The 21781-nt window shown below is 74.6% G+C and carries 19 protein-coding genes and 1 pseudogene; 5 read left to right on the top strand and 15 right to left on the bottom strand.

The features are described from left to right. Window positions 1-139 precede the first annotated feature (139 nt). Window positions 140-2509 (bottom strand): FdhF/YdeP family oxidoreductase, encoded by a 2370-nt coding sequence (locus tag I4I82_RS27625; RefSeq protein ID WP_218588853.1) that lies wholly within the window; start codon window positions 2507-2509, stop codon window positions 140-142. Between the two features lie 17 nt (window positions 2510-2526). Further along, window positions 2527-2697 (bottom strand): alpha/beta fold hydrolase, encoded by a 171-nt coding sequence (locus I4I82_RS27620; RefSeq protein ID WP_218588852.1) that lies wholly within the window; start codon window positions 2695-2697, stop codon window positions 2527-2529. Window positions 2698-2922: 225 nt separating this feature from the next. Between I4I82_RS27620 and I4I82_RS27615 the strand changes: the two genes are divergently transcribed. Then, window positions 2923-4713 carry a TerD family protein gene (locus I4I82_RS27615; RefSeq protein WP_218588851.1) on the top strand — a complete coding sequence of 597 codons (1791 nt, stop codon included), beginning with the start codon at window positions 2923-2925 and terminating at the stop codon, window positions 4711-4713. 7 nt (window positions 4714-4720) lie between these two features. On the opposite strand, the gene I4I82_RS27610 is transcribed toward I4I82_RS27615, so the two are convergent. From I4I82_RS27610 to I4I82_RS27580, 7 genes are read right to left on the bottom strand one after another with little or no spacing between them, the layout of a single operon-like run. After that, window positions 4721-5965 carry an alpha/beta hydrolase gene (locus I4I82_RS27610; RefSeq protein ID WP_218588850.1) on the bottom strand — a complete coding sequence of 415 codons (1245 nt, stop codon included), beginning with the start codon at window positions 5963-5965 and terminating at the stop codon, window positions 4721-4723. After that, complete coding sequence (locus tag I4I82_RS27605; RefSeq protein ID WP_218588849.1) at window positions 5962-6210, bottom strand: hypothetical protein; 249 nt, start codon at window positions 6208-6210, stop codon at window positions 5962-5964. Before I4I82_RS27605 ends, I4I82_RS27610 begins: the two co-directional genes overlap by 4 nt. Further along, the gene (locus I4I82_RS27600) at window positions 6207-6836 is read right to left on the bottom strand and encodes a VOC family protein (RefSeq protein WP_218588848.1); all 630 of its coding nucleotides are present in this window, start codon (window positions 6834-6836) and stop codon (window positions 6207-6209) included. Before I4I82_RS27600 ends, I4I82_RS27605 begins: the two co-directional genes overlap by 4 nt. A 58-nt stretch (window positions 6837-6894) precedes the next feature. Continuing rightward, a complete protein-coding gene (locus I4I82_RS27595; protein WP_218588847.1) occupies window positions 6895-7599 on the bottom strand; it encodes a TetR/AcrR family transcriptional regulator in 705 nt (234 codons plus the stop codon). Between the two features lie 28 nt (window positions 7600-7627). Then, a complete protein-coding gene (locus tag I4I82_RS27590; RefSeq protein ID WP_218588846.1) occupies window positions 7628-8416 on the bottom strand; it encodes a maleate cis-trans isomerase family protein in 789 nt (262 codons plus the stop codon). Next, entirely contained in the window at window positions 8413-10005 is a 1593-nt protein-coding gene (locus I4I82_RS27585; protein WP_218588845.1) for a (2,3-dihydroxybenzoyl)adenylate synthase, read from the bottom strand. The genes I4I82_RS27590 and I4I82_RS27585 overlap by 4 nt, the downstream gene beginning before the upstream one ends. Continuing rightward, window positions 10002-11480, bottom strand: a complete 1479-nt coding sequence (locus tag I4I82_RS27580) for an FAD-dependent monooxygenase (RefSeq protein WP_218588844.1) — start codon at window positions 11478-11480, stop codon at window positions 10002-10004. Before I4I82_RS27580 ends, I4I82_RS27585 begins: the two co-directional genes overlap by 4 nt. Window positions 11481-11593: 113 nt before the next feature. Between I4I82_RS27580 and I4I82_RS27575 the strand changes: the two genes are divergently transcribed. Together I4I82_RS27575 and I4I82_RS27570 are read left to right on the top strand one after the other, a co-directional pair. Then, window positions 11594-13735: a hydantoinase/oxoprolinase family protein gene (locus tag I4I82_RS27575; protein ID WP_218588843.1), complete on the top strand. Its 2142-nt coding sequence runs from the start codon at window positions 11594-11596 to the stop codon at window positions 13733-13735. Next, window positions 13732-16023, top strand: coding sequence for a hydantoinase B/oxoprolinase family protein (locus tag I4I82_RS27570; protein WP_218588842.1), 2292 nt, complete (start codon window positions 13732-13734; stop codon window positions 16021-16023). Before I4I82_RS27575 ends, I4I82_RS27570 begins: the two co-directional genes overlap by 4 nt. A 39-nt stretch (window positions 16024-16062) precedes the next feature. Here the strand turns inward: I4I82_RS27570 and I4I82_RS27565 are convergent, their stop codons facing one another. Further along, entirely contained in the window at window positions 16063-17160 is a 1098-nt protein-coding gene (locus tag I4I82_RS27565) for a zinc-dependent alcohol dehydrogenase (protein WP_218588841.1), read from the bottom strand. Next, window positions 17157-18140 (bottom strand): Gfo/Idh/MocA family protein, encoded by a 984-nt coding sequence (locus tag I4I82_RS27560; protein ID WP_225920702.1) that lies wholly within the window; start codon window positions 18138-18140, stop codon window positions 17157-17159. The genes I4I82_RS27565 and I4I82_RS27560 overlap by 4 nt, the downstream gene beginning before the upstream one ends. Window positions 18141-18188: 48 nt before the next feature. Between I4I82_RS27560 and I4I82_RS27555 the strand changes: the two genes are divergently transcribed. Next, complete coding sequence (locus tag I4I82_RS27555) at window positions 18189-19355, top strand: glycosyltransferase (RefSeq protein ID WP_218588839.1); 1167 nt, start codon at window positions 18189-18191, stop codon at window positions 19353-19355. Here I4I82_RS27555 and I4I82_RS27550 read toward each other — a convergent pair. The 4 genes from I4I82_RS27550 to I4I82_RS35105 form a co-directional block, all read right to left on the bottom strand. After that, window positions 19283-19924 (bottom strand): hypothetical protein, encoded by a 642-nt coding sequence (locus tag I4I82_RS27550; RefSeq protein ID WP_225920701.1) that lies wholly within the window; start codon window positions 19922-19924, stop codon window positions 19283-19285. The two genes, I4I82_RS27555 and I4I82_RS27550, sit on opposite strands and share 73 nt — an antisense overlap. A 10-nt stretch (window positions 19925-19934) precedes the next feature. Continuing rightward, window positions 19935-21086: a zinc-dependent alcohol dehydrogenase gene (locus I4I82_RS27545; RefSeq protein ID WP_225920700.1), complete on the bottom strand. Its 1152-nt coding sequence runs from the start codon at window positions 21084-21086 to the stop codon at window positions 19935-19937. An 86-nt stretch (window positions 21087-21172) separates the two neighbouring features. Further along, window positions 21173-21466: an aldo/keto reductase gene (locus tag I4I82_RS27540; RefSeq protein ID WP_226370447.1), complete on the bottom strand. Its 294-nt coding sequence runs from the start codon at window positions 21464-21466 to the stop codon at window positions 21173-21175. Next, the gene (locus I4I82_RS35105) at window positions 21391-21684 is read right to left on the bottom strand and encodes an aldo/keto reductase (protein ID WP_226370275.1); all 294 of its coding nucleotides are present in this window, start codon (window positions 21682-21684) and stop codon (window positions 21391-21393) included. The genes I4I82_RS27540 and I4I82_RS35105 overlap by 76 nt, the downstream gene beginning before the upstream one ends. Here I4I82_RS35105 and I4I82_RS27530 point away from each other — a divergent pair. Further along, window positions 21653-21778 (top strand): annotated as a pseudogene (locus I4I82_RS27530) (aldo/keto reductase); the annotation flags it as partial. The gene I4I82_RS35105 and the pseudogene I4I82_RS27530 overlap by 32 nt on opposite strands. Window positions 21779-21781 lie beyond the last annotated feature (3 nt).

The following is a 21781-nucleotide window of genomic DNA, read 5'->3' as shown; positions in this document are numbered from 1 at the left end:
TCGGGCCACCACCTCGACCTGCGGGCCCCTGACGGCGTGCCGGTCGAGCTCTCCGTGATCGACGCGGCGGCCGTCACCGCCCTGGGCCCGACCGACGCCGGGGAGGCGTTGGCGGGACCCCGCCGGCGGGTCCGTGACGTCAGGACAGGTGCTTCGGCTGCGGGTGGTCCTTCTCCCCCGCGTCGTCGGACACGCCCTCCTGCCGGCCGGTGCCGCCGGCGGGGCCCGCCGAGCGGGCGAGCGAGATGATCACCGACTTGGACGCGGGCTGGTGGCTGCCCTCGGCGGTGTGGTCGAGCGGCACGAGCGGGTTGGTCTCCGGGTAGTAGGCCGCCGCCGTGCCGCGCGGGGTGTCGTAGGCGACGATCCGGAAGTCGCGGGCGCAGCGCTCGACGTCGTCGTCGTCCCAGCGGGTGGTGAGGTCGACGTGGTCGCCGTCGTCGAAGCCGAGGGCGGCGATGTCCTCGCGGTGCAGGAACACGACGCGCCGCCCGTCCTCGATGCCGCGGTAGCGGTCGGACAGCCCGTAGATCGTGGTGTTGAACTGGTCGTGGCTGCGCAGCGTCTGCAGCAGCAGGTGCCCGTCGGGGACGTGCAGCACCTCCACCGGCGACACGGCGAACTCCGCCGACCCGGACTCGGTCGGGAACGTCCGGGTGTCGCGCGGGGGGTGCGGCAGGACGAACCCGCCGGGACGCCGGGCGTTGACCTCGTAGCTCTCGCAGCCCGGCACGACCCGCGCGATGTGCTCGCGGATGCGGCTGTAGTCGCGGCGCATGGCGGCCCAGTCGATGCCGTGGCGGTCGCCGATCGTCGCCTCCGCGATGCCGGTGATGATCGCGACCTCCGAGCGCAGGTGCGGGCTCGCCGGCGGCAGCGGGCCGCGCGAGGAGTGCACCGAGCACGTCGAGTCCTCGACCGAGATCCACTGCGGCCCGCCGGCCTGCACGTCCTTCTCGGTTCGGCCGAGGGTGGGCAGGATCAGCGCGGTCTCCCCGCACACCAGATGGCTGCGGTTGATCTTGGTGGAGATCTGGACGGTGAGGCTCGTGGAGCGCAGCGCGGCCGCGGTGACGTCGGTGTCGGGCGTCGCCTGGGCGAAGTTGCCGCCCAGCCCGACGAACACGCGGACCTTCCCGTCGCGCATCGCCCGCACCGAGTCCACGGTGTCGAGCCCGTGCTCGCGCGGCGGGTCGAAGCCGAACTCCTCCTGGATCGCGTCGAGGAACGAGTCGGGCACCCGCTCCCAGATGCCCATCGTGCGGTCGCCCTGCACGTTGGAGTGCCCGCGGACGGGGAACAGCCCGGCACCGGGCCGTCCGATGCCGCCCTGGGCCAGCGCCAGGTTGGTGATCTCCTTGATCGTCGCGACGCCGTTGCGGTGCTGGGTGATGCCCATCGCCCAGCAGAACACGGTGGAGCCGGAGTCGCGCAGCATCTGCGCGGCCTCGGTGATCTGCTCGCGCGTCAGGCCCGTCGACGCGACGACGTCGGACCAGTCGATGTCGGCCACGTGGGCCTTCCACGCGTCGAAGCCGGTGGTGTGGCGCTCGATGAAGTCGTGGTCCAGCGCGTCCCACTCGACGAGCAGCGCGCCCATCGCCTGGAACAGCGCGAGGTCGCCGTTGACGCGGATCGGCAGGTGCAGGTCCGACAGCGCCGTGCCCGGACCGACGACGCCCTTGGGCCGCTGCGGGTTCTTGAAGCGGGTGAGCCCGGCCTCGCGCAGCGGGTTGATCGTCAGGATCTTGGCGCCGCGGTCCTTGGCCATCTCGAGGTGGGTGAGCATCCGCGGGTGGTTCGTGCCCGGGTTCTGCCCGGCGATGACGATCAGCTCGGCGTTCTCCAGGTCACTCATCACGACGCTGGCCTTGCCGATCCCGATCGACTCCTGCAGCGCGATCGACGTCGACTCGTGGCACATGTTCGAGCAGTCCGGCAGGTTGTTCGTACCGTAGGCGCGCGCGAAGAGCTGGTAGGCGAACGCGACCTCGTTCGACGCCCGGCCGGAGGTGTAGAACGTGGCCTCGTCGGGGCTGCCCAGGGCGCGCAGCTCGTCGCCGACCAGGGCGAGGGCGTCGTCCCAGTCGATCGCGCGGTAGTGCGTGTCGCCGGGTCGCTTGACCATCGGGTGGGTGATCCGGCCCTGCTGCCCGAGCCAGTACTCCGAGCGCGCGTCGAGCTCGGCGATGCTGTGGCGGGCGAAGAAGTCCGGCGTCGCCCGGTCGGTGGTGGCCTCCTCGGCCACGGCCTTCGCGCCGTTCTCGCAGAACTCGGCGACCGACCGGTGCCCCGGGTCGGGGTCGGGCCACGCGCAGCTCATGCAGTCGAAGCCCTCGGCCTGGTTGAGCTTCAGCAGCGTGCGGGCCGTGCGCGAGGGACCCATGCGCTCCAGCGACCGCTTCATCGAGACCGCGACGCCGGTGGCGCCGGCGGCCCAGTCCTCGGGCTCGCCGACGCGCAGGTCCGACTCGTCGTAGTCCGTCGTCCGGCGCTTCGCATGATCCATGCAGCGGGACTACCCGCTCACGCGTCGAGGAATGCCGAGACGACCTCGTCGAACCGCGCCGGGTTCTCCAGGAACGGGAAGTGCGAGTCGGCCTCGTCGACCGGGAAGACGTGGAGCTGGGCGCCGGGGACCTGCTCGGCGATGTAGCGCTGCGAGCCGCGCCACCGCTCACGGACCGCTGCGACCATCACGGCGACCCTCCGACCCGCAGCCCCTGATCCGTCCCAGCGGTCGGTGCCGACCTCGCACACCCAGCACGCACCTCGCACACCGCCGACCCTGTGCGAGGTCACCACCCGGTGTGCGACGTGACTCCACCGGTCACCGCACGTAACGGATCACCTCCGCCGCGCGAGAGATCGGACGGCGACGCTCCCCCTTCGCCGCTCGCCCGTGCCCGGAGGACGTCCGCCGTGACCACCGCCCAGATCGACGACCTGCTCGACGCCGGCCACACCTTCGCCGTCGTCGACGTCGAGACCACCGGCTTCTACCCCGACCGCAGCCGGGTGCTCTCCGTCGCCGCCGTCGGCCTCGACGCCGCGGGCCGGCCCGACGGCCCGCGCTTCAGCTCGCTCGTCGACCCCGGCTGCGATCCCGGGCCGGTGCACGTGCACGGGCTCACCCGCGAGCGGCTGGCCGGGTCGCCGCGCTTCGAGGAGATCGCACCGCGCCTGCTGGAGGTGCTCGACGGCCGGATCCTGGTCGCGCACAACGCCGCGTTCGACCACGGGTTCCTCGCCGCGGAGTCCGACCGGGCCGGCATCAAGCTGCCCGTGGACCGGCGCCTGTGCACCCTCGCGCTGAGCCGCCGCCTCGGGATCGACGTCCCCAACCACAAGCTGGCCACCCTCGCGGCCTACTGGGGCGTCCCGCAGGTCGGTGCGCACACCGCCGACGACGACGCCCATGTCCTGTCGCGGGTGCTCACCCACAGCCTGCTGCTCGCGGCGAACCTCGGGCTGCCCCTGCCCCTGATCGGCTGCGACGACCGCACCACCGCCACCCGCTACCCGCCGCACGCCGCCTCCCCGCCGTGCCCGTGGGCCTACCCCGGGCGCCTGGCCGCGGAGCAGCCGCTCGTGCAGGGCATGAAGGTCGCCGTCACCGGGGCCACCGACGTGCCGCGGCCGCGGCTGGCCGCCCGGCTCACCGCGGCGGGCCTGGACGTGCAGAACTCCGTCAGCCGGCTGACCAGCGTCCTGGTCACCAACGCACCCGCCTCGACCACGCGCAAGGCCGCCCGGGCGCGGGCCGAGGGCGTCCCGGTCGTGGACGAGGCGACCCTGCTCCGCCTGCTCGACGACGTGCGGCCCGGCACGCCCGTGGAGCCGCGCGCCCCGCGGCGCACCGGGACCGCCCGGCAGGTCGTGCGCGGACCGCTGCACGGCCGGCGCGTGCTGGTCCTGGGCGGCACGCACGCCCAGGCCGCGGCGGTGCGCGCGGAGATCACCGGCGCGGGTGGCGCGGCGGCGGTCAACCTCACCGCGGGCGTCACCGACGTCGTCCTCATGGCGGGTGGCGAGACCGACCGGCGCCTGCCGCGCATCCGCGAGGCCGAGCTGCCCCTGCACCGCGGCGAGGTCGCGCTCGGCATCGCCCTGCCCGCGCCGTGCACCGTGCCCGACCCCGGTGACTACGTCGGCCGCCACCGCAGCGCCGCGCCCGGCGCCGGCGTGCCGGTCCTGCCCCGCGGCGCGGTGCTCGACCTGCCCGCGGAGAGCGTCTGGACCGTCAACGTGGCCTGGCGCGCCGACGCCCTGGCCGGCGGCACGGACGTCGACGTCGTCGCGTTCCTCGTCGACGCCGACGAGTGCGTCATCGCCGACGAGGACTTCGTCTTCTACAACGCGCCGGTCAGCGAGCACGGCACCGTCGCCGTGAACACCGACGGCGACAGCGAGCGCAGCGTCCGCATCGACCTCGACCTCGTCTCCGCCCAGCACGACCGGATCGTCGTGGCGGCCGCGCTGGACGGCGATGCGACGTTCGGCGACCTGGGCGCGGTCACCGTCAGCGTCGACGGCGACACTGCGACGGCCGCCACCGCCACGCTCGACGCCGGCACCACCGAGCGCACGATGCTGCTGGCCGAGGTCTACCGGCGCCAGGACGTGTGGCGGGTGCGCGCCGTCGGCCAGGGCTACGACGACGGGCTCGCGGAGCTGGCCGTGCGGTACGGGGTGGTCGTCGACGCCGGGTGAGCGCGGGTCAGCCCGGCGGCACCGTCGCGAACCGCTCGCCCAGCCAGGCGGCGATCTCCTGCCCGGCCAGCGCGTTGCCCGTCGGCTCGCCCTCGGCGATCGCGGCGCCGAAGTGCAGGCCGCGGACGGTGCGGTGGGTGAGGTCGGCGGCTCCCAGGGCGTCGACCATCCGCCGGGAGTCGGCCGGGAACGCGGCCTGGTCGCCGGTCAGCTCCAGGAACAGCGTCGGGGCGGTGACGCCGGGCGCGCAGCGGACGAAGTCGGCGTGCGAGCTCAGCCCCGACCACGTCGAGAGCCAGGCCTCGGGCGTGGTGACCCGCCCGAACCCCACCTGCCCGTAGTTGATCAGGTCGGGGCGGCGGCCGAACAGCGAGCCGTAGGGCCGCTCGCTGGGGTCGATCGACAGGTCCACGGTGCGCGGGTCGGCGTCGGTGCGCGGCACCACCATGATCCGCGGGGCCAGGGCGCGGCGCCGGTCGGCCGCCGAGCCGGTGCGCTTCGCCGTGGCCCGGGCCTCGGCCGCGCGCGCCAGGTGCAGCCGCGCGACGGCGTCGATCCGGGCGACCCGGGCGCGCTGCGCGGCCCGGTAGCGGTCGAGGAAGGCCGCGTCGTAGGACGAGCTGCGCGGCGGCTCGGCGAACCCGTTGGCCGGGTCGTACGGGTCGAGGCCGGGCACGACCGAGAGCGGGTCGGCCTCGTCGGCCACCGACGGGTCGATGCAGCCCAGCAGCAGCCGGCCCTGGCCGGGGTGCGGGGCCAGGAACACCACCCCGTCGACGCCGGGCAGCACGGCGTCGGCGAGCCCGGTGGGGCGCCCGCCCGGCGTCGTCGCGATCCGGTCGGCGGGCGGGAGACCGGCCTGCTCCAGGTAGAACGCGTAGAGCGGGCCGCCCCCGGAGTGCCCCAGTGTGACGACCGACGCGAACCGCTCGCGCAGCAGCACCAGCCCCGCGGCGACGTCGAGCAGCGCCTGCTCGTGGACCAGCACCAGGTCGTTGTTGACCGACCGCGTGTGCTGCGTCCACACCGCGACGCCGGCCTGCAGCAGCACCGGCACCAGCGGGTGGTGGGTGAGGTCCTGGCGCGGGTGCATCAGGCACACCACCGTGGTGGCGCCCGGCACCGTCGCCAGCACGCCGCGGACCGTCGCGCCGTCGGCGGTGGTCAGCTCGTGCAGCGATGTGCGCGTGGCGTCCGGCCGGGCACCGGCGTCGAGGTATCGCCCCGCGCCCAGCCGTTCGGTCGTGGTCATGCCGGCTCCACCCGCAGCGCGTCCTTGTCGTGCTGGGTGATCCGGCTGCCCCGCTCCACCCCGGCGACCGAGCTGTACCAGACGGCGTGCCGGCAGCCGGTGGCCCGGCGGTCGATGACGATCGGACCGTCGGCGGCGATCGCGAAGTAGGGCCCGATCCGGTCGACGGTGACGGCCGGGTCCTGCGCGGCGACCTTCGCCAGCGGCGTGTTCTCGGGGACGTGGAGGACGTAGAGGACGGTCATCGCGGCGTCCGGGCGAGCTCCCACGCCGCCGCCCGCTCGACGATCAGCTCCGCCTTGCGCGCCAGCAGCTTGCCGAACGTCGGCTCTCCCTCGTCGACGACGTCGAGCAGCGCGTCGATGGTGAGGTTCGCGTCGAGGTCCTCCTGCGGCGTGACCGGCCGCATCGCGCGCGTGAACTCGACCATGTAGCCGTTGGGGTCGTGGGTGTAGATCGACTCGATGGTCTCGTGCTTGATCTGCATCTCGACGGGCCAGTCGCTGTCGTCGAGGCGACGCCGGTACTCCAGCAGGTCGTCCTCGTCGGCGACGTGGATCGCGAGGTGGCGCGACCGCACGAAGAACTCCGGCACGTCCGGGCCGAAGCCCGCGTAGACGTCGCCTCGCGCGTGCTCGTGCACCGGGGCGAGGCCGAAGTAGTAGAAGAACGCGATGCGGTCGTCGTTGCCGATGTCGAAGAAGAAGTGGATGAAGTCGGGGTGGTCCTCCGGGCCCCAGCCCGCCGCGCAGATCGAGTGCACGACGGGGAAGCCGAGCACGTCGCGGTAGAAGCGGACCGTGCCGGCGGGGTCGAAGGTGGGGAACGCCGTGTGGTCGACGCCCTGGACGCGGTGGTCGAGCTCCGTCATGACCGCAACGCTACGCTTGCTTCTACGGAAGCGTCAACAGTTCTACGCGAGCGACGAATCACACGTCCAGGATGCGTTCGAGGTGGTCCAGGTCCTGGCGCAGCATCGCGATCGCGGCGGCGGGACCCTCCCCCTCCGGCGTCCGGTGGTCGGCGCGCTGCAGCGCGGCGAGCGCCATGTCGGCGATCTGGTCGGCCACGGCGTCGACGTCGTCGCGTCCGGGCCGGAACCACCACGCCACCCAGTTGCACATGCCGATCACGGCCAGCGCGCCCACGCGGGCGTCGACCGGACGGAGCAGACCGGCGACCACCCCCTGCTCGACGACGTCGGCGACGGCCTTGAGCACCGCGCGCCTGCTGGCGTCGTAGGACGCGGCGAGCTCGGGGGGCAGCTCGGCCTCGGAGCGGATGAGCAGCCGGAACCGGTCGGGCTGACGGGCCAGGCGCACGACCGTGAGCCGCGCGATGGCGTGCAGCTTGCCCAGCGCGTCCAGGTCGGTGCGGGCGGCGATCTCGGCCATCTCCGCCGCCGACCCTCCCGCCACGTCGGCCGCCAGCTTCGCCAGCAGCTCGTCCTTGCTCTTGACGTAGTAGTAGAGCGCCGGACGCGTGACGCCCATGGCGTCGGCGATGTCCTGCAGGCTCGTGCCGGCGAACCCGCGCTCGGCGAACAGCCGTACGGCGTGGTCGTACATCTCGTTCTCGACGAGCTCGCGGCGGGAGCCGCCGCGGCCGTTCCTGCGCTCCGCCGGGCCGCTCATGGGCGTGAGCGTAGTGCGGCGCGGCACGTCACCCGCCCGCGGCGAGCAGCGCGCCGGCCCCGGGCAGCACGGCGGGCAGCTCCAGCGCGCGCAGCAGGGCGTGCGCCCCGGCCGTGGCCGCCGAGAGGACCGGGAGGCCGAACTCCGCCTCGGCCGGGGCCACGAGGTCCAGCGACGGCATCTGCACGCAGGCGGAGATGACGAGCGCGTCGGCGCCGGTGAGGTCGAGCCCGCGGGCGGCGTCGAGGACGCGGTCGCCGGGGATGCAGCCGACCTCGGCGTTGTCGCCGACCTCGAGCGCGGCGAAGGACTGCACCGTGAACCCCTCCGACTCCAGGTACTCCACGACCTGCTTCGCCAGCGGGAGCAGGTAGGGCGTGACGAGCCCGATCCGCTGCGCGCCCAGCGCGTGCAGACCGGACACGAGCGCGCCCGCGCTGGACAGGACCGCCGGCGCCTGCCCGGCCGCGGCGAGCTGGGTGGCGACGGCCTCCTTCGCGCGCCGGTGCTCCCCCGGCCCCTGCGCCATGAGCGCCACGAGGCAGGCGTAGAGCAGGGCGTCGACGCCGGCGTCGGCCAGCTCGTCGACGCACCGCCCCCGCTGGTCGTTCATGGCGCGCAGCTCCTCCGGGCTGACCGTGTGCATGCGCATCCGGCTGGAGTGGAAGGAGAACCGCGCGCCGGCGTGCCGGGCGAGCAGCGCCGGCACCTCGGTCTCGACGGTGACGTTCGAGCTGGGGACGACCAGCCCGATCCGGTGCAGCGGGGTCGAGTGCAGCGGGGTCGGGTGCAGCGGGGTCGGGTGCAGCGGGGTCATGTCAGTCCTTCGGTCAGGCGCTTCTTGTCGACCTTGCCGACGAGCGTGCGCGGGATCTCGGCGAGCAGCTCCACGCGCTCGGGCCACTTGAACTTCGCGACCTGCAGGCCGGCGAAGTGCTGCTGCACCTCCGGCAGCCCGAGCGGCTCCCCGTCGACGACGAGGAACGCGCAGCTGCGCTCCCCCAGCCGCGGGTCCGGCACCGCGACGACGGCCGCGCCGCGCACGCGGGGGTGGCGCAGCAGGAGCAGCTCGACCTCCTCGGCGCTGATCTTCTCGCCGCCGCGGTTGATGAGGTCCTTGATCCGGCCCTCGATCGACACGCAGCGCTCGCCGTCGACCGTGCGGACCGCGGCGAGGTCGCCGGTGCGGTAGAAGCCGTCGGAGGTGAACGCGCGGGCGTTGTGCTCGGGCGCGTCGAGGTAGCCGCGCAGCGTGTACGGCCCGCGGCAGCACAGCTCGCCGACCTCGCCGTCGGCGACCTCGTCCTCGGCGCCCGGCTCCAGCACGCGGATCTCGTCGTGCGGCGAGAGCGGGGTGCCGACGGTCGTCGCGCGCGCCTCGCGGGAGGCACCGGGCCGGGTGGTGAGGAACAGGCCCTCGCCCATCCCGAACAGCTGGCCCGACCAGAGTCCGCGGCGCTCGATCGCGTCGAACAGCGCGGGCGGGACCTTGCTCCCGGACAGCACGACCTGGGTCAGGGTGCGCGCGACGGCGTCGAAGCCGGGGTGGTCGGGCGCGCCGAAGTGGCCGTGCCCGAGCAGGACGTGCGTGGCGCCGGCCTGGGCGAGCAGCGGCAGCGAGGCGTCGAGGTCGGCGGTGCCGAGCACCAGGGCGGCCCCGGCCGAGTGCGGGGCGTGCACCGCGCAGACGATGCCGGCGTTGTGGATCACCGGGATGAGGTGCGCGACGCGGGTGCCGGGCGTCCAGCTCCAGGAGCGGGCGTACTCGGCGGCGTTGTACCAGTACTCGGCGTGGCGGCGCGGGATCACCTTGGGCACCCCGGTCGTGCCGCCGGAGAGCTGGAACACCGCGACGTCGTCGGGGTCGATGCCGCGCTGGACGTCCTCGACGACCGCGCGCGCGGCCGCCCGGTCGAGCCCCGCACCCAGCGCGTCCAGCTCGTCGAGCACGAGGACGTGGCGCAGGGTCGGGTGCCCGGCCGCCTGCTCGCGGGCGAACGCGACGAGGTCGAACCCCCGCGTCCCGGCCTCCACGAGGTGCGCGACCGCCCCGACCCGCCTGCTGATGTCGCCGATCTCGTGGCCGCGGTGCGCGGCCAGCGTGCAGACCGGCACCAGCCCGGCCTTGAGCACGCCGTACCAGGCGACGACGGTCGCGAGCCGGTTGGCGACCTGGAACAGCACCGGGTCGCCCGGCGCCAGGCCCCGCGCGGCGAGCCCGGCGGCGAGGCGGTCGGACGCGGCGTCGAGCTCGTCGAAGGTGAGGCGACCCTCGGCGGCGACCACGGCGGGCCGGTCGGCGTGCGCGCGGGCCACGGCGTGGAACTCCTCGGCCAGCGTCCGGTCGCCCCACAGCCCGGCCTCGCGGTAGCGGCGGACGAACTCCGGCGGGTACGGGACGCTCACGACGCCACCAGCGCCACGCGGTCGGCGCGGCCGCTGACCAGCCCGGCGGCGAGGTCGTCGCGCAGCTCCGGCGGGCCCTCGACCGTCACGACGGCACCCGCTTCCAGGCGCAGCCGCTCGGCCAGGTCGAGCCGGGTGAGCAGCGCGGGCCGGTCCGGCGGGCCGACGACCCGCACCGCCCCGGACCCGGTGCTCCCGGCCACGACGGCGTCGGCCTCGCGGCCCCACGGGTCCTCCACGACGGCGTCGACGACGGTCTCCGCCGCACCGACTGCGGGCGGGTCGGCCGCGTGGTCGAGCACCCAGCCCGTCACGTCGTCGGGCACCACCGGCGCGGCGCCCGCGTACTGCGCGAGCGCGGCGCCGACCACGTCGGGGCTGGTCTCGGCGAACCGGTCGAGCGGCACGTTCCCCGCCCGGGTCATGTAGGACACCATCAGCCGCTCCACCGGCAGGTGGGTGCGCGAGGGGAACGACTCCCACCACAGGCGGCTGCGCCGGGCCAGCTCTTGGAGCCGCTCGACGGCCGGACGGCGCTCGGCCTCGTACCGGACGAACGCGGCGGCCGCGCCGTCCTCCTCCCCCAGGGCCGTGACCAGCGCGATCGCGTCCTCCATCGCGAGCTTGGTGCCCGAGCCGATGGAGAAGTGCGCGGTGTGGGCGGCGTCGCCGAGCAGCACGATGCGCCCGTCGGACCAGCGGTCGCAGCGGACGGTGCGGAACCGCGTCCAGCGGGTGCGGTTGCCGATCAGCGCGTGGCCGCGCAGGTGCCCGGCGAAGACGGCGGCGAGGTGGTCGAGGGAACGGGCGTCGGTGCCGTCCGCATCCAGGTCCGGGACCTCGAACCCGGCCGCCCGCCACGTCGCCTCGTCGGTCTCGACCAGGAACGTGCTGCGGTCGGGCGAGTAGGGATAGGCGTGGGTGACGAACGTGCCGTGCTCGGTGTCGACGGGCGCGAAGACGGCGTCGTCGAGCGCGAAGGCCGCGCCGCACCAGAGGTAGAGCCCGCGCCCGGTCTCGACGTCCGTCCCGAAGTCCCCGGCCTCGCGGGTGGCGCTGCCGACGCCGTCGGCGGCGACGACCACGTCGGCGTCCAGGTCGTCGGCGGTGCGCCGGGAGCCGTACTCGAGCTGCACGCCGGCCTTCTCGGCGTGGCGCTGGAGCACGTCGAGGAGCTCGGTGCGGGCGATGCCGATGAGGTTGTCGTTGCGCACGCGGGCGACCGCGCCGCCGACCTCCATCGTCATGTCGTGGCGGCGGCCCGCGGCCTGGATGTCGCGCAGAGTGTCGGCGTCGGCGGCCTCGAGCTTGCGCTGCGTGCCCGCCGCCAGCCCGACGCCGAAGCCGAACGTGGTCTCGCGGTCGCCCTGCTCGTGCACGACGACCTCGCAGGCGGGCTGCGCCAGCTTGAGCAGGCGGGCGGCGTAGAGCCCGCCGGGCCCACCCCCGAGCACCGCTACCCGGCGTGGCTGCATGCGTTCCTCCTCGGATCGATGACGTCCTTGACTACTTTCGCAGACGTTGAATAGTCTACGCAACCGTCAGGACCGCAGCTCACTGCGGCCGTCTCCGCGAAGGAGCGTGAGTCATGACCTATGTCATCGGCGTGGACGTGGGCGGCACGTTCACCGACGCCGTGCTGGACGACGACTCCGGCACGGTGGTCGCCGCGAAGTCGCCCTCCACCCCGCCCGACTACTCCCGGGGTGTGCTCGACGTCCTCGGGCTGCTCGCCGAGCAGATCGGCCGGACGCTGCCCGAGATGCTGGCCGACACCCACCACATCGCGCACGGCACCACCTCCTCGCTCAACGCGCTGGTGATGGGCAACGTGCCGCCGGTCGGGTTCCTGACCACCAAGGGGCACCGCGACTCGATCTTCATCATGAACGTCGAGGGCCGCTACCTCGGCCGCTCCCCCCACGAGCTGCAGCACGTGCTGGAGCAGGACAAGGGCCACCACCTGCTGCCCAAGCGGCACGCGCTGGAGGTCACCGAGCGCATCGACCGCGACGGCACCGTGATCGTCGCCCTCGACGAGGACGGCGCCCGCGCCGCGATCCGCGCCCTGCTCGACGACGGCGTCCGCGCGATCGCGATCTCCCTGCTCTGGTCCTTCCGCAACCCCGCCCACGAGCAGCGCCTGCGCGAGCTGGTCGCCGAGCAGGACCCGGACGTCTTCGTCGCGCTGTCGAGCGAGGTCAGCCCGCGCATCCGCGAGTTCTCCCGCAACGCGACGACGATCATGAGCACGCAGATCGGGCCCGGCCTGCGCGACTACCTCACGACGCTCGAGGACGCCCTGCGCGCGCGGGGCCTCGCCGGTCCGCTGCTGGTGATGCAGAGCAACGGCGGCGCCGTCGCGGCCGCGCAGGCCCCGGCCGCGGCGATCTCGACCGTCGGCTCGGTGCTCACCGGCGGCGTCGTCGGGTCGGTGCAGCTGGGCCGCCAGCTCGGCCACCGCAACATCATCTCGACCGACGTCGGCGGGACGACGTTCCTCGCCGGCCTGGTCGTCGACGGCGAGCCCGTCCGCGACACCACGACGATCATCAACCACCACCCGGTCAACGTGCCCACCCTGCGCGTCGACGCCATCGGCTCGGGCGGCGGGGCGATCGCCTGGCTCGACGCCGGCGGCAACCTGCGGATCGGGCCGCGCAGCGCGCAGGCCGTGCCCGGGCCCGCCTGCTACGGCCAGGGCGGCACCGAGCCGACCAACACCGACGCCAACCTCGTGCTGGGCATCCTCACCGAGCGCGGCCTGCTCGGCGGGCGCAAGCCGCTGTCGCTGGAGCTGGCCCGCCAGGCGATCGACACGCAGATCGCGAAGCCGCTGGGCCTCTCGGTCGAGGAGGCCGCCGCCGCGATCCACGCGATCCAGAACGCGCAGACCGGCGACCTGCTGCGCAAGTCCGTCGTGGAGGCCGGGCACGACCCGCGCGGGTTCGTCCTCTACGCGTTCGGCGGCGCCGGGCCCGCGCACTGCGCGCGCTACGCCGCCGAGGTGGGCGTCGAGGAGGTCGTCGTGCCGCTGGGCCCGGTGGCATCGGCGTTCTCGGCGTTCGGGCTCGCGGCGTCGGACATCGTCCTCGCGGCCGAGCTGTCGGACCCCACCGTCGTGCCGTTCGACCCGCAGCGGGCCGAGCGCAACTTCGCCGAGCTCGAGCAGCGCGTCCGCGACGGCCTCGACCGCCAGGGCGTGTCGTTCTCCGCGGTGGAGCTGCACCGCGAGATCGACATGCGCTACACGATGCAGCTCGCCGAGGTCACCGCGCCGGTGCCGGGCGGGTCGCTCGACACGGCCGCGGTCGAGGCCGCGGCGGCGGCGTTCGAGGAGCGCTACGCCGCCCTCTACGGTGCCGAGGCCGGATTCCGCGAGGCCGGCATCCAGGCCATCACGTTCCGCGTGCGGGGCGTGGGCCGGCTGCCGTTCTCGCCCGAGCTGCCCGAGACGGGCGTCGCCGACTCCCCCGACCCGTCCGACGCGGTCGCCGGCAGCCGCCCGGTGTGCCTCGACGCCGCCACCGGCTACGTCGACACCACGATCTACGACTACCGCAGGCTGCGCGCGGGCCACGTCCTCACCGGACCGGCGATCGTCGAGGTGCCGACGACGACCGTGGTCGTGCCCGGCGGCACCACCGGCACCGTCGACCGCCTCGGCAACCTCACCCTCCGGCCCACCTCCGCCGTCCGGCCCACCTCCACCGTCGGGAGCCCGTCGTGACCATGCCCATCCCCGGCTCGGAGGTCTTCTCCAGCCGTCCCGTCGACCCCGACGAGCTGCAGCGCTCGCTGCCGTCGACGCTCGCGACCCACACCGTCACGCAGGAGCAGATCGACGGCCTCGACCCGCTCACCTACGAGGTCGTCCGGCACCGCCTGTGGTCGGTCACCGACGAGATGGGCGAGGCGCTCAAGCGCATGTCCGGCTCGCCGATCGTCACCGACGCCAACGACTTCGACTTCGCCATCAGCGACGAGGTCGGCCAGGAGGTGCAGGTCGGGCTCTACAACACGATGCTCGTCGGCGCCGTCGACCTGGCGATCTACTGGACGCTGCGCCACCGCGCCGCCAACCCCGGCATTGCCGAGGGCGACATGTTCCTCACCAACGACCCGTGGGTCGGCGGCGGGCTGCACCAGAACGACACGATGGTCTACCAGCCGGTCTTTCACGAGGGGAAGCTGTTCGCCTGGACCAGCGCGATCTGCCACGAGCCCGACCTCGGCGGCGTCGGGCTGGGCTCCTTCTCCCCCGCGGCGCAGGACGTGTTCTCCGAGTCGCTGCCCACGCCGCCGGTCAAGGTCGTGCGCGACTTCCAGCTCCAGCGCGACGTCGCCGACGTCTGGGTGCGCCGCTCGCGCGTCCCGATGCTCGTGGGTCTGGACCTGCGGGCCAAGGTCGGCGCCAACAACGTCGGCCGGGAGCGGATCCTCGCGCTCATCGCGCAGTACGGCGCCGACACGGTCAAGGCCGTGATGAAGCGGATGATGGGCGACGCCGAGCACCGGCTGCGCGACAAGCTCGCCTCGCTGCCCGACGGGTCGTGGAGCGCCACGGGCTACCAGGACCAGTCCCACGAGGGCGACCGCGGGCTGCACAGGATCACGCTGACGACGACGAAGACCGGCGACCACCTGACGTTCGACTTCACGGGCACCGACCCGCAGTCCGGCGTCGTCAACTGCACCTACGCCGGGATGCGCGGCGGGGTGATGCTCGCGCTGCTGCCGATCCTGGCCGGTGACATCCCGTGGTCGGCGGGCGGGCTGATGCGCTGCTTCGACCTCGTCACCGAGGAGGGCACGCTCAACAACGCGACGTTCCCCGCCGCCGTCGGACGCGGCCCGATCGGCCCGGCCTGGCTGACGGGCAGCCTCGTGGCCGAGTGCCTCGCGCAGATGCTCGACCGCTCGCTGGAGCTGGGCCGCAACGTCCAGGCGACGTGCTGCGGCACGTGGGACACCGCCGTCATCGCGGGCCTCGACCAGCGCGGCGAGCAGCCGGTGCCGTTCCTCAACATCATCATGGAGCCGATGGCCGGCGGCTACGGCGCGCGCCCGCACGCCGACGGCATCGACACCGGCGGCCTGTTCTGCATCCCGATGGGCCGCATCCCCGACGTCGAGATGACCGAGTTCCTCTATCCGGTCCTCACGCTGTGGCGCCGCGAGGAGCCCGACTCCGGCGGCCCGGGGCGCCACCGCGGCGGGGTCGGGGCGTCGGTGGCGATCACCCCGCACGGCACCTCGCTGCCGATGGGCCTCGTGCTCGCGTCGGCGGGCAAGGCGGTGGCCCAGAACGCCGGCCTGTCCGGCGGGCACCCCGGCAACAGCGGGCTCGACGTCGTCGCGCGGCAGAGCCGGGTCGCCGAGCTGCTCGCCGCCGGGACGATGCCGTCCTCGCTCGACGAGGTCAGCGACACGTTGGAGATCGGCCAGAACTACGCGTCGAGCTACCTCGCGCCGGGCGAGGTGCTCGCGATGACGTGGCAGGGCGGGGGCGGCTACGGCGACCCGTTGCACCGCGAGCCCGACGCCGTCGTCCGCGACCTTCGTGAGGAGAAGATCACCGCCGCGGCGGCCCGGGCGGTCTACGGCGTGGTCGTCCGCGACGGCGCCGTCGACGCGGGGGCGACGGCCGACGAGCGGGAGCGGCTGCGCACGGTCCGGCGGGAGCGGTCCTCCTCCCCGTCGAGCGGCTCGAAGATCGACACCACCGCGGGGCGGCGGCTCGACGACAACCTCGTCGAGGTCACCGAGGACGGCCGCACCGTGGTGGGCTGCCGGCACTGCGGCGAGCACCTGGGCGAGCCCGGGAGTCTCGACCTCGCGCTGCACGAGGGCCCGACCACCGACGCCGGTCCGCAGATGCTGGCCGACCCGACCGACTACGTCGACGACCCGGTGGTGTTCCGCCAGTACACCTGCCCCGGGTGCGCGACCGCGCTGTACTCGGCGGTGGTGCCGGCGCTGCACGTGGACCACGTCGGGGTGCGGTCGGCGCGGTGAGGGGGTCAGCAGGGTGCCGGGGTCAGCAGAGTGCCGGGGTCAGCAGGGTGAGAGCACGGCCTGCAGCACCGGCCGGGCGCGGCGCTGCAGGTCGTCGTAGAGGGCGGGGGCGGCGTCGAGCGGCAGCACGTCGGTGACGAGGTGCTCGCGGACGGCCGCCCCGTGCGCCCGCAGCAGGTCGACGGTCTCCGCGGACAGCCGGTCGCGGTCCCACCCCGGGGCCGTGCCGCGGGGCACCCGGCCGATCTGGGCGCACCGGATGCCCAGGCCGTTGTGGTGGAACTCCTCGCCCAGGCGCACCGCGGCGGCGTCGTCGCCGTAGAACGCCAGGTCGACGACGGTGGCCTGCGGCCGGCACAGCCGCAGCGCCGTCGCGAGGGCGGCGGAGCGGCCGCGGCACTGCAGGACGACGTCGGCGCCACGGTCACCCGGGCCGTGGCGCCAGCGGCGCTTGAGCTCCAGGGCCGGGTCGCCGGCGTCGGGGTCGAGGACGTCGGCGCCCAGGGCGGCCGCGGCGGCGCGGCGCCCCGGGGTGGGGTCGACGACCACGACCTCGGCGGCACCGTGGTGGCGGGCGAACAGCGCGCACAGCAGCCCGACCACCCCCGCTCCGACGACGGCCACGCGCAGCCCGCGCACGCCGTCGCCCAGGGAGGCGACCTGCGTGCCGACCCGGTCGGCGGCGGCGTGCAGGAGGCCGTTGGCGCAGATAGGGCCCATGTGCGCGACGTAGATCCCGAGCAGGGGGTCGAGGTCGGGCGGGAGCGCGACGATTCGCTCGCGCTCCGGGTCGGCCGCCCAGCCGCTGCGGTGGCCGTAGGTCATGGCGACCGTCGCGCCGACCTCCAGGCCGGGCACCGGGGTCCCGAGCGCCGTGATGCGGGCGACCTCCATGTAGCCCAGCCGCGTCACCGGGTAGCCGGTGGCGGGTTCGTCGCGGCGGAACAGCCCGAGGTCGGCGTCGAAGCGGGCGTGCAGGGCGGGGTTCGTGCCGGTGTAGAAGCTCAGCTCGGTGCCCGCGGACACGCCGCTGGCCAGCGTCTGGACGACGACCGGCGCGTCGGGCCGGGGCAGGTGCCGGATCTCCGCGTGCCCGGGACGGTCGACGACGAGCACCCGGTCGGTGGACGCGCTCACGGGTGGACCCGCTCGGGACGGCCGGACCGCGCGGAGCGGCTCACCGCGCAGGCGAGGCGGTGGCTGCGCAGCGCCTCGGCGTGGTCGGGCAGGTCGTCGGCGGGCGGGTGCCCGGCGACGGCGTCGAGGAAGGCGCGGTCGGCGGCCCGGTGGGCGGTCGCCGGGTCGAACGGGCGGTGCGTGGTGGCACCGTTCTCGCGCACCTCCAAGCGGCGCTCGCCGACGTCGAGGACGAGGTCGTCGGTGACGATCTGCAGGGCGGCGGAGTCCTTGCGGTCGAGCGCGCACGTCGTCGCCAGGGTGCCGACCGCACCCCCGGCGAAGCGCAGCACCGCCGCCGTCGCGACGTCGACGCCGCCGCCCTCGACGGGACCTCCGGCGAACGCCTGCACCTCGGCCACCTCCCCGACGAGGAACCGGGCCAGGTCGAGCACGTGCACGGCCTGCTCGACGACCTGCCCGCCGGACCGCGCGGGGTCGCCCCACCACGGCACCGGCGGCAGCGTGTCGAGCCACCGGCCGCTCACCACCCGCACGGTCCGCCCCTCCAGCAGGGCGCGCGCCCGCAGCGCCGGCTCGCCGACCCGCCAGTGCAGCCCCACCCGGGTCGTCGTCCCGGCGGCGGTGAAGCCCGCGGCGAGCCGCTCGGCGGTGGGCTCGTCGACGGCGGGCGGCTTCTCCACGAACACCGCGACGCCGGCGTCGGCCAGCCGCTCCTCGATCGGCCCGTGCGCGAACGGGGGCACGCACACGTAGACCGCGTCGAGCCCGTGGGCCAGCAGCGCGTCGACGTCGGGGGCGGCGTCCGTGCCGAACGTCGTGGCGAACGCGACCGCCCGCGCGGGATCGGCGTCGGTGGCCGACACGAGCACCGCGTCGTCGAACCCGGCGAGGACGGTGGCATGGCGCACGGCGACGCCCCCCGTTCCGACGAACCCGACGCGGCAACCGGGCGATCGAGGCTCTGACCTGCGGTTCATGCGCCCGACTAGCCCGTTTCGGGGTGCTCGAAACGGGCAACAACGGCCATGGCCCTCACCGTGCTCGTCAACGCCGGTCCCTGGCTCGCGGTGCCCCCGCCCGGGTACGGCGGCATCGAGAACGTCCTGGCGACGCTCATCCCGCCGCTGCGCGCCCGCGGGGTGCGCGTGGTGCTCGCGTCCGTCGGAGACTCGGAGGTGGAGGTCGACGAGCGGGTCGCGGTGTTCCCGGCGGGCCGCTTCGCCGAGCTCGCCCGCCCCTACAACCAGTCGATGGGCATCGCCGCCGCGCACCTGCACCACGTGGCCTGCCGGGTGCGCCGGGGCGACATCGACCTCGTCCACGACCACCAGGAGGCCTTCGGCCTCACCGTGCTCGCCGCGCTGGGCGCCGACGCCCCACCGGTGCTGCACACGCTGCACTGGGACCTGCACAAGCACCCCGACCTGTACGGCAACGTCGACGGGGGCGGACGGGTGTGGGTCAACGGCGTCTCCTTCCACCAGCTGACGACCGCACCGCGGCCGCTGCGGGCGATGAGCGTCGGGCACGTCCACCTGGCCACCCCGCTCGCCGGCCGGGCCCCGGAGGTGCCCTACCGCGGCCACCTCGTGGTGCTCGGGCGGATCACCCGCTACAAGGGCCAGGACGTCGCCGCGCGGGTCGCGCACCGGCTCGGGCGCGACCTCGTCCTCGCCGGGCCCGTCGGCCCGTTCCACACCCCCGGGGCGCTCGCCGCCGCCGGTCCGGTCGACAACGCCGACGTCCGGTACTTCCGCGAGGAGGTCGCCCCGCTCGTCGACGGCCGCCGGGTGCGCTGGGTCGGGACCGTCGGCGGGCGCGAGCGCGACGAGGTGCTCGGCGGCGCCGCGGCCGCCCTGTTCCCGATCGACTGGGAGGAGCCCGGCGGTACCGCCGTGGTCGAGTCCCTCGCGATGGGCGTCCCGGTCGTCGGGTTCCGGCGCGGCTGCCTGCCCGAGCTCGTCGAGGACGGCCGGACCGGGGTCCTCGTCGACCCCGGCGACGAGGACGCCCTGGCCGACGCCGTCGGCCGCGCGGAGCTCCTCGACCGCGGGCACTGCCGCAGCGAGGCCGTCCGGCGGTTCACCCCCGCGCGCATGGCCGACCGGTACCTGCGCCTCTACCGCGAGGTGCTCGCCCGCAGCGCCCGGAGCGACCGCCTCAGGACGGTGGCCGGCAGCTCCGCGGGCTGACGACGGCGCGCCCGCCGCCGCGCGAGCCGGACGAGGGCGGCGGCGCCGAGCACCCACGGCCCCGCGACGACGACCGGCGTGACGACCAGCTGGTGGGGCAGGTCGGTGCGCCCCCGCCCGAACCGCGAGGACACGCCGTGCCGGCGGAACTCGCTGAGCACCCCGGTCTCGGTGACCGGGTTGTCGGGGCGCAGCGACAGGAACGACCGGGCGTGGCTGCCCCAGGCGTCGACGCGGTCGCCGAGCACCAGCAGCAGCCAGTGCGCGAGTCGGCCCTCGCTGTAGCGGGCGTAGGCGAGGCGGCGGATCGCCCCGGACACCCCGCTCGTCGGGCAGGACGTCCCGAACACCGGCGTGAGGAACGCGTGCTCGATGGACCGCTCGCGCGGGCGATCCTCGGGCTGTCGGTCCGGGAAGTCCCAGTGGGCCCCGCTGCGGTCCTCCTGCCACTGCAGCTTGGGCACCGACGGGCGGTCGGCCGGGTCGAGGTCGGCACCCCAACCGGGGATGCGGGCGCGCAGGTCGTCGCTCGTCTCGGCCACGGGGGGCCGCTCGGACGTGTAGGTCATGACCCTCTCCTCAGGACGCGTGCGGGAGCACGACCGGCTTGATGCAGCCGTCGAGCTTGTTGGCGAACATGTGGTAGCCCTCGGCGATGTGCTCCAGCGGGATCCGGTGGGTCACGATGTCGTTGGGCTTGAGGTAGCCGGCGCGGATGTGCTCGAACAGCCGCGGCCACTGCCGCTTCACCGGCGCCTGGTTCATCCGCAGCGTCAGCCCCTTGTTCATGGCGTCGCCGAACTTCACGGCGCTGAACAGCGGCCCGTACGCCCCGACCACCGAGATCGTGGCGCCCTTGCGGACGCCGTCGATGGCCCAGTTGAGCGCGACGGGCGAGCCGCCCTGCAGCTTGAGGGTCGCCGACGTGACGTGCTGGAGCAGGTTGCCGTCGGCCTCGGCGCCCACCGCGTCGATCGCGACGTCGGCGCCCAGGTGCCCGGTGAGCCGCTTGAGCAGCACGACCACGTCGTCGTGCTCGGTGAAGTTGTAGGTCTCGGCGTGGGCGAAGCTGCGCGCCTTCTCCAGCCGGTACTCCAGGTGGTCGATGACGATCACGCGCCCCGCACCCATCAGCCACGCCGACCGCGCCGCGTACAGCCCGACCGGCCCGGCCCCGAACACCACGACGACGTCACCCTCGACGATGCCTCCGAGCTGCGCCCCGAAGTAGCCCGTGGCCAGCGCGTCCGTGCACAGCAGCGCGTCCTCGTCGTCCATCCAGTCGGGGATGACGCTCGGGCCGACGTCGGCGAAGGGCACCCGCACGTACTGCGCCTGACCGCCGTCGTAGCCGCCGCAGGTGTGCGAGTAGCCGTAGATCCCGCCGACGGCCGTCGCGTTGGGGTTGACGTTGTGGCAGTTGGAGAACAGGCCGCGCGCGCAGAACCAGCACGTCCCGCAGTAGATGTTGAACGGCACCATCACCCGGTCGCCGCGCTGCAGGTTCCGCACGGACGACCCGACCTCCTCCACCCGGCCGACGAACTCGTGGCCGAACGTGTGGCCGATCCGGGTGTCGGGCATCATCCCGTGGTAGAGGTGCAGGTCGGAGCCGCAGATCGCGGCGAGCTCGACCTTGACGATCGCGTCGTTCGGGTGCTCGACCGTCGGCACCGGCTTGTCCTCGACCCGGACCTTGTGCGGGCCCCGGTAGACCATCGCTCGCATCATGCCTCCCTCCTCGCGCGCCCCACCGGCCCGCGCGGACGTCGTACCCGCCGGCGCGCGGACCGAACGCGCCATTCGGAGGCGGGTGGCTACGCGGGCGGGGCGTCCACCGGCCACGCGGCGTCGAGCCGGGCCAGCTCCCCGGGCGTGAGGACGAGCGAGGCCGCCGCGACGTTCGCCCGCGCGTGCGCGACGCGGCTCGTGCCCGGCAGCGGCACGACGTCGAGGCCGTGCACGCGGCCGCGGGCGTGGACCCAGGCCAGCGCGACCTGCCCCGCGGTGACGCCGTGGGCCGCGGCCGTGTCGCTCAGGACCGCCTGTCCGTCCGCGGCCGGGTCGTGCAGGGCCCCGTGGCCGGTCGGCGAGTGGGCGACGACCGCGATCCCGAGGTCCGTCGCGCGTCGACCAGGCCGGCCAGCGCCGTGACCGTCTCCTCGATCGGGACCGTGTCGCTGCGCTGGTGCAGGTAGTAGAGGTCGATGCGGTCGGAGCGCAGCCGCCGCAGGCTCGCGTCGCAGGCCCGGCGGACGTACGCGGCGTCGGCCCGGACGTCGTACTCGCCCGGGGCGGCGCTCGACGCCGGCGTCCGGATGGTCGACACCGCCGACGCCTACGGCAACGAGGAGCTCGTCGGGCGGGCGATCGCGCACCGCCGGGACGACGTGGTGCTGGCGAGCAAGTTCGGGCTCGTGTGGCGG

The organism is Pseudonocardia oceani (assembly GCF_019263585.2).
Lineage (GTDB): Bacteria > Actinomycetota > Actinomycetes > Mycobacteriales > Pseudonocardiaceae > Pseudonocardia > Pseudonocardia oceani.
This window is presented reverse-complemented; position numbering and strand designations above follow the sequence as displayed.

Coding starts and splice junctions, on each gene's coding strand:
- I4I82_RS27625 (WP_218588853.1), bottom strand. CDS start 2,509: ATGGATCATGCGAAGCGCCGGACGACGGACTACGACGAGTCGGACCTG.
- I4I82_RS27620 (WP_218588852.1), bottom strand. CDS start 2,697: ATGGTCGCAGCGGTCCGTGAGCGGTGGCGCGGCTCGCAGCGCTACATC.
- I4I82_RS27610 (WP_218588850.1), bottom strand. CDS start 5,965: ATGACCACGACCGAACGGCTGGGCGCGGGGCGATACCTCGACGCCGGT.
- I4I82_RS27605 (WP_218588849.1), bottom strand. CDS start 6,210: ATGACCGTCCTCTACGTCCTCCACGTCCCCGAGAACACGCCGCTGGCG.
- I4I82_RS27600 (WP_218588848.1), bottom strand. CDS start 6,836: ATGACGGAGCTCGACCACCGCGTCCAGGGCGTCGACCACACGGCGTTC.
- I4I82_RS27595 (WP_218588847.1), bottom strand. CDS start 7,599: ATGAGCGGCCCGGCGGAGCGCAGGAACGGCCGCGGCGGCTCCCGCCGC.
- I4I82_RS27590 (WP_218588846.1), bottom strand. CDS start 8,416: ATGACCCCGCTGCACCCGACCCCGCTGCACCCGACCCCGCTGCACTCG.
- I4I82_RS27580 (WP_218588844.1), bottom strand. CDS start 11,480: ATGCAGCCACGCCGGGTAGCGGTGCTCGGGGGTGGGCCCGGCGGGCTC.
- I4I82_RS27575 (WP_218588843.1), top strand. CDS start 11,594: ATGACCTATGTCATCGGCGTGGACGTGGGCGGCACGTTCACCGACGCC.
- I4I82_RS27560 (WP_225920702.1), bottom strand. CDS start 18,140: ATGAACCGCAGGTCAGAGCCTCGATCGCCCGGTTGCCGCGTCGGGTTC.
- I4I82_RS27555 (WP_218588839.1), top strand. CDS start 18,189: ATGGCCCTCACCGTGCTCGTCAACGCCGGTCCCTGGCTCGCGGTGCCC.
- I4I82_RS27550 (WP_225920701.1), bottom strand. CDS start 19,924: ATGACCTACACGTCCGAGCGGCCCCCCGTGGCCGAGACGAGCGACGAC.
- I4I82_RS27545 (WP_225920700.1), bottom strand. CDS start 21,086: ATGATGCGAGCGATGGTCTACCGGGGCCCGCACAAGGTCCGGGTCGAG.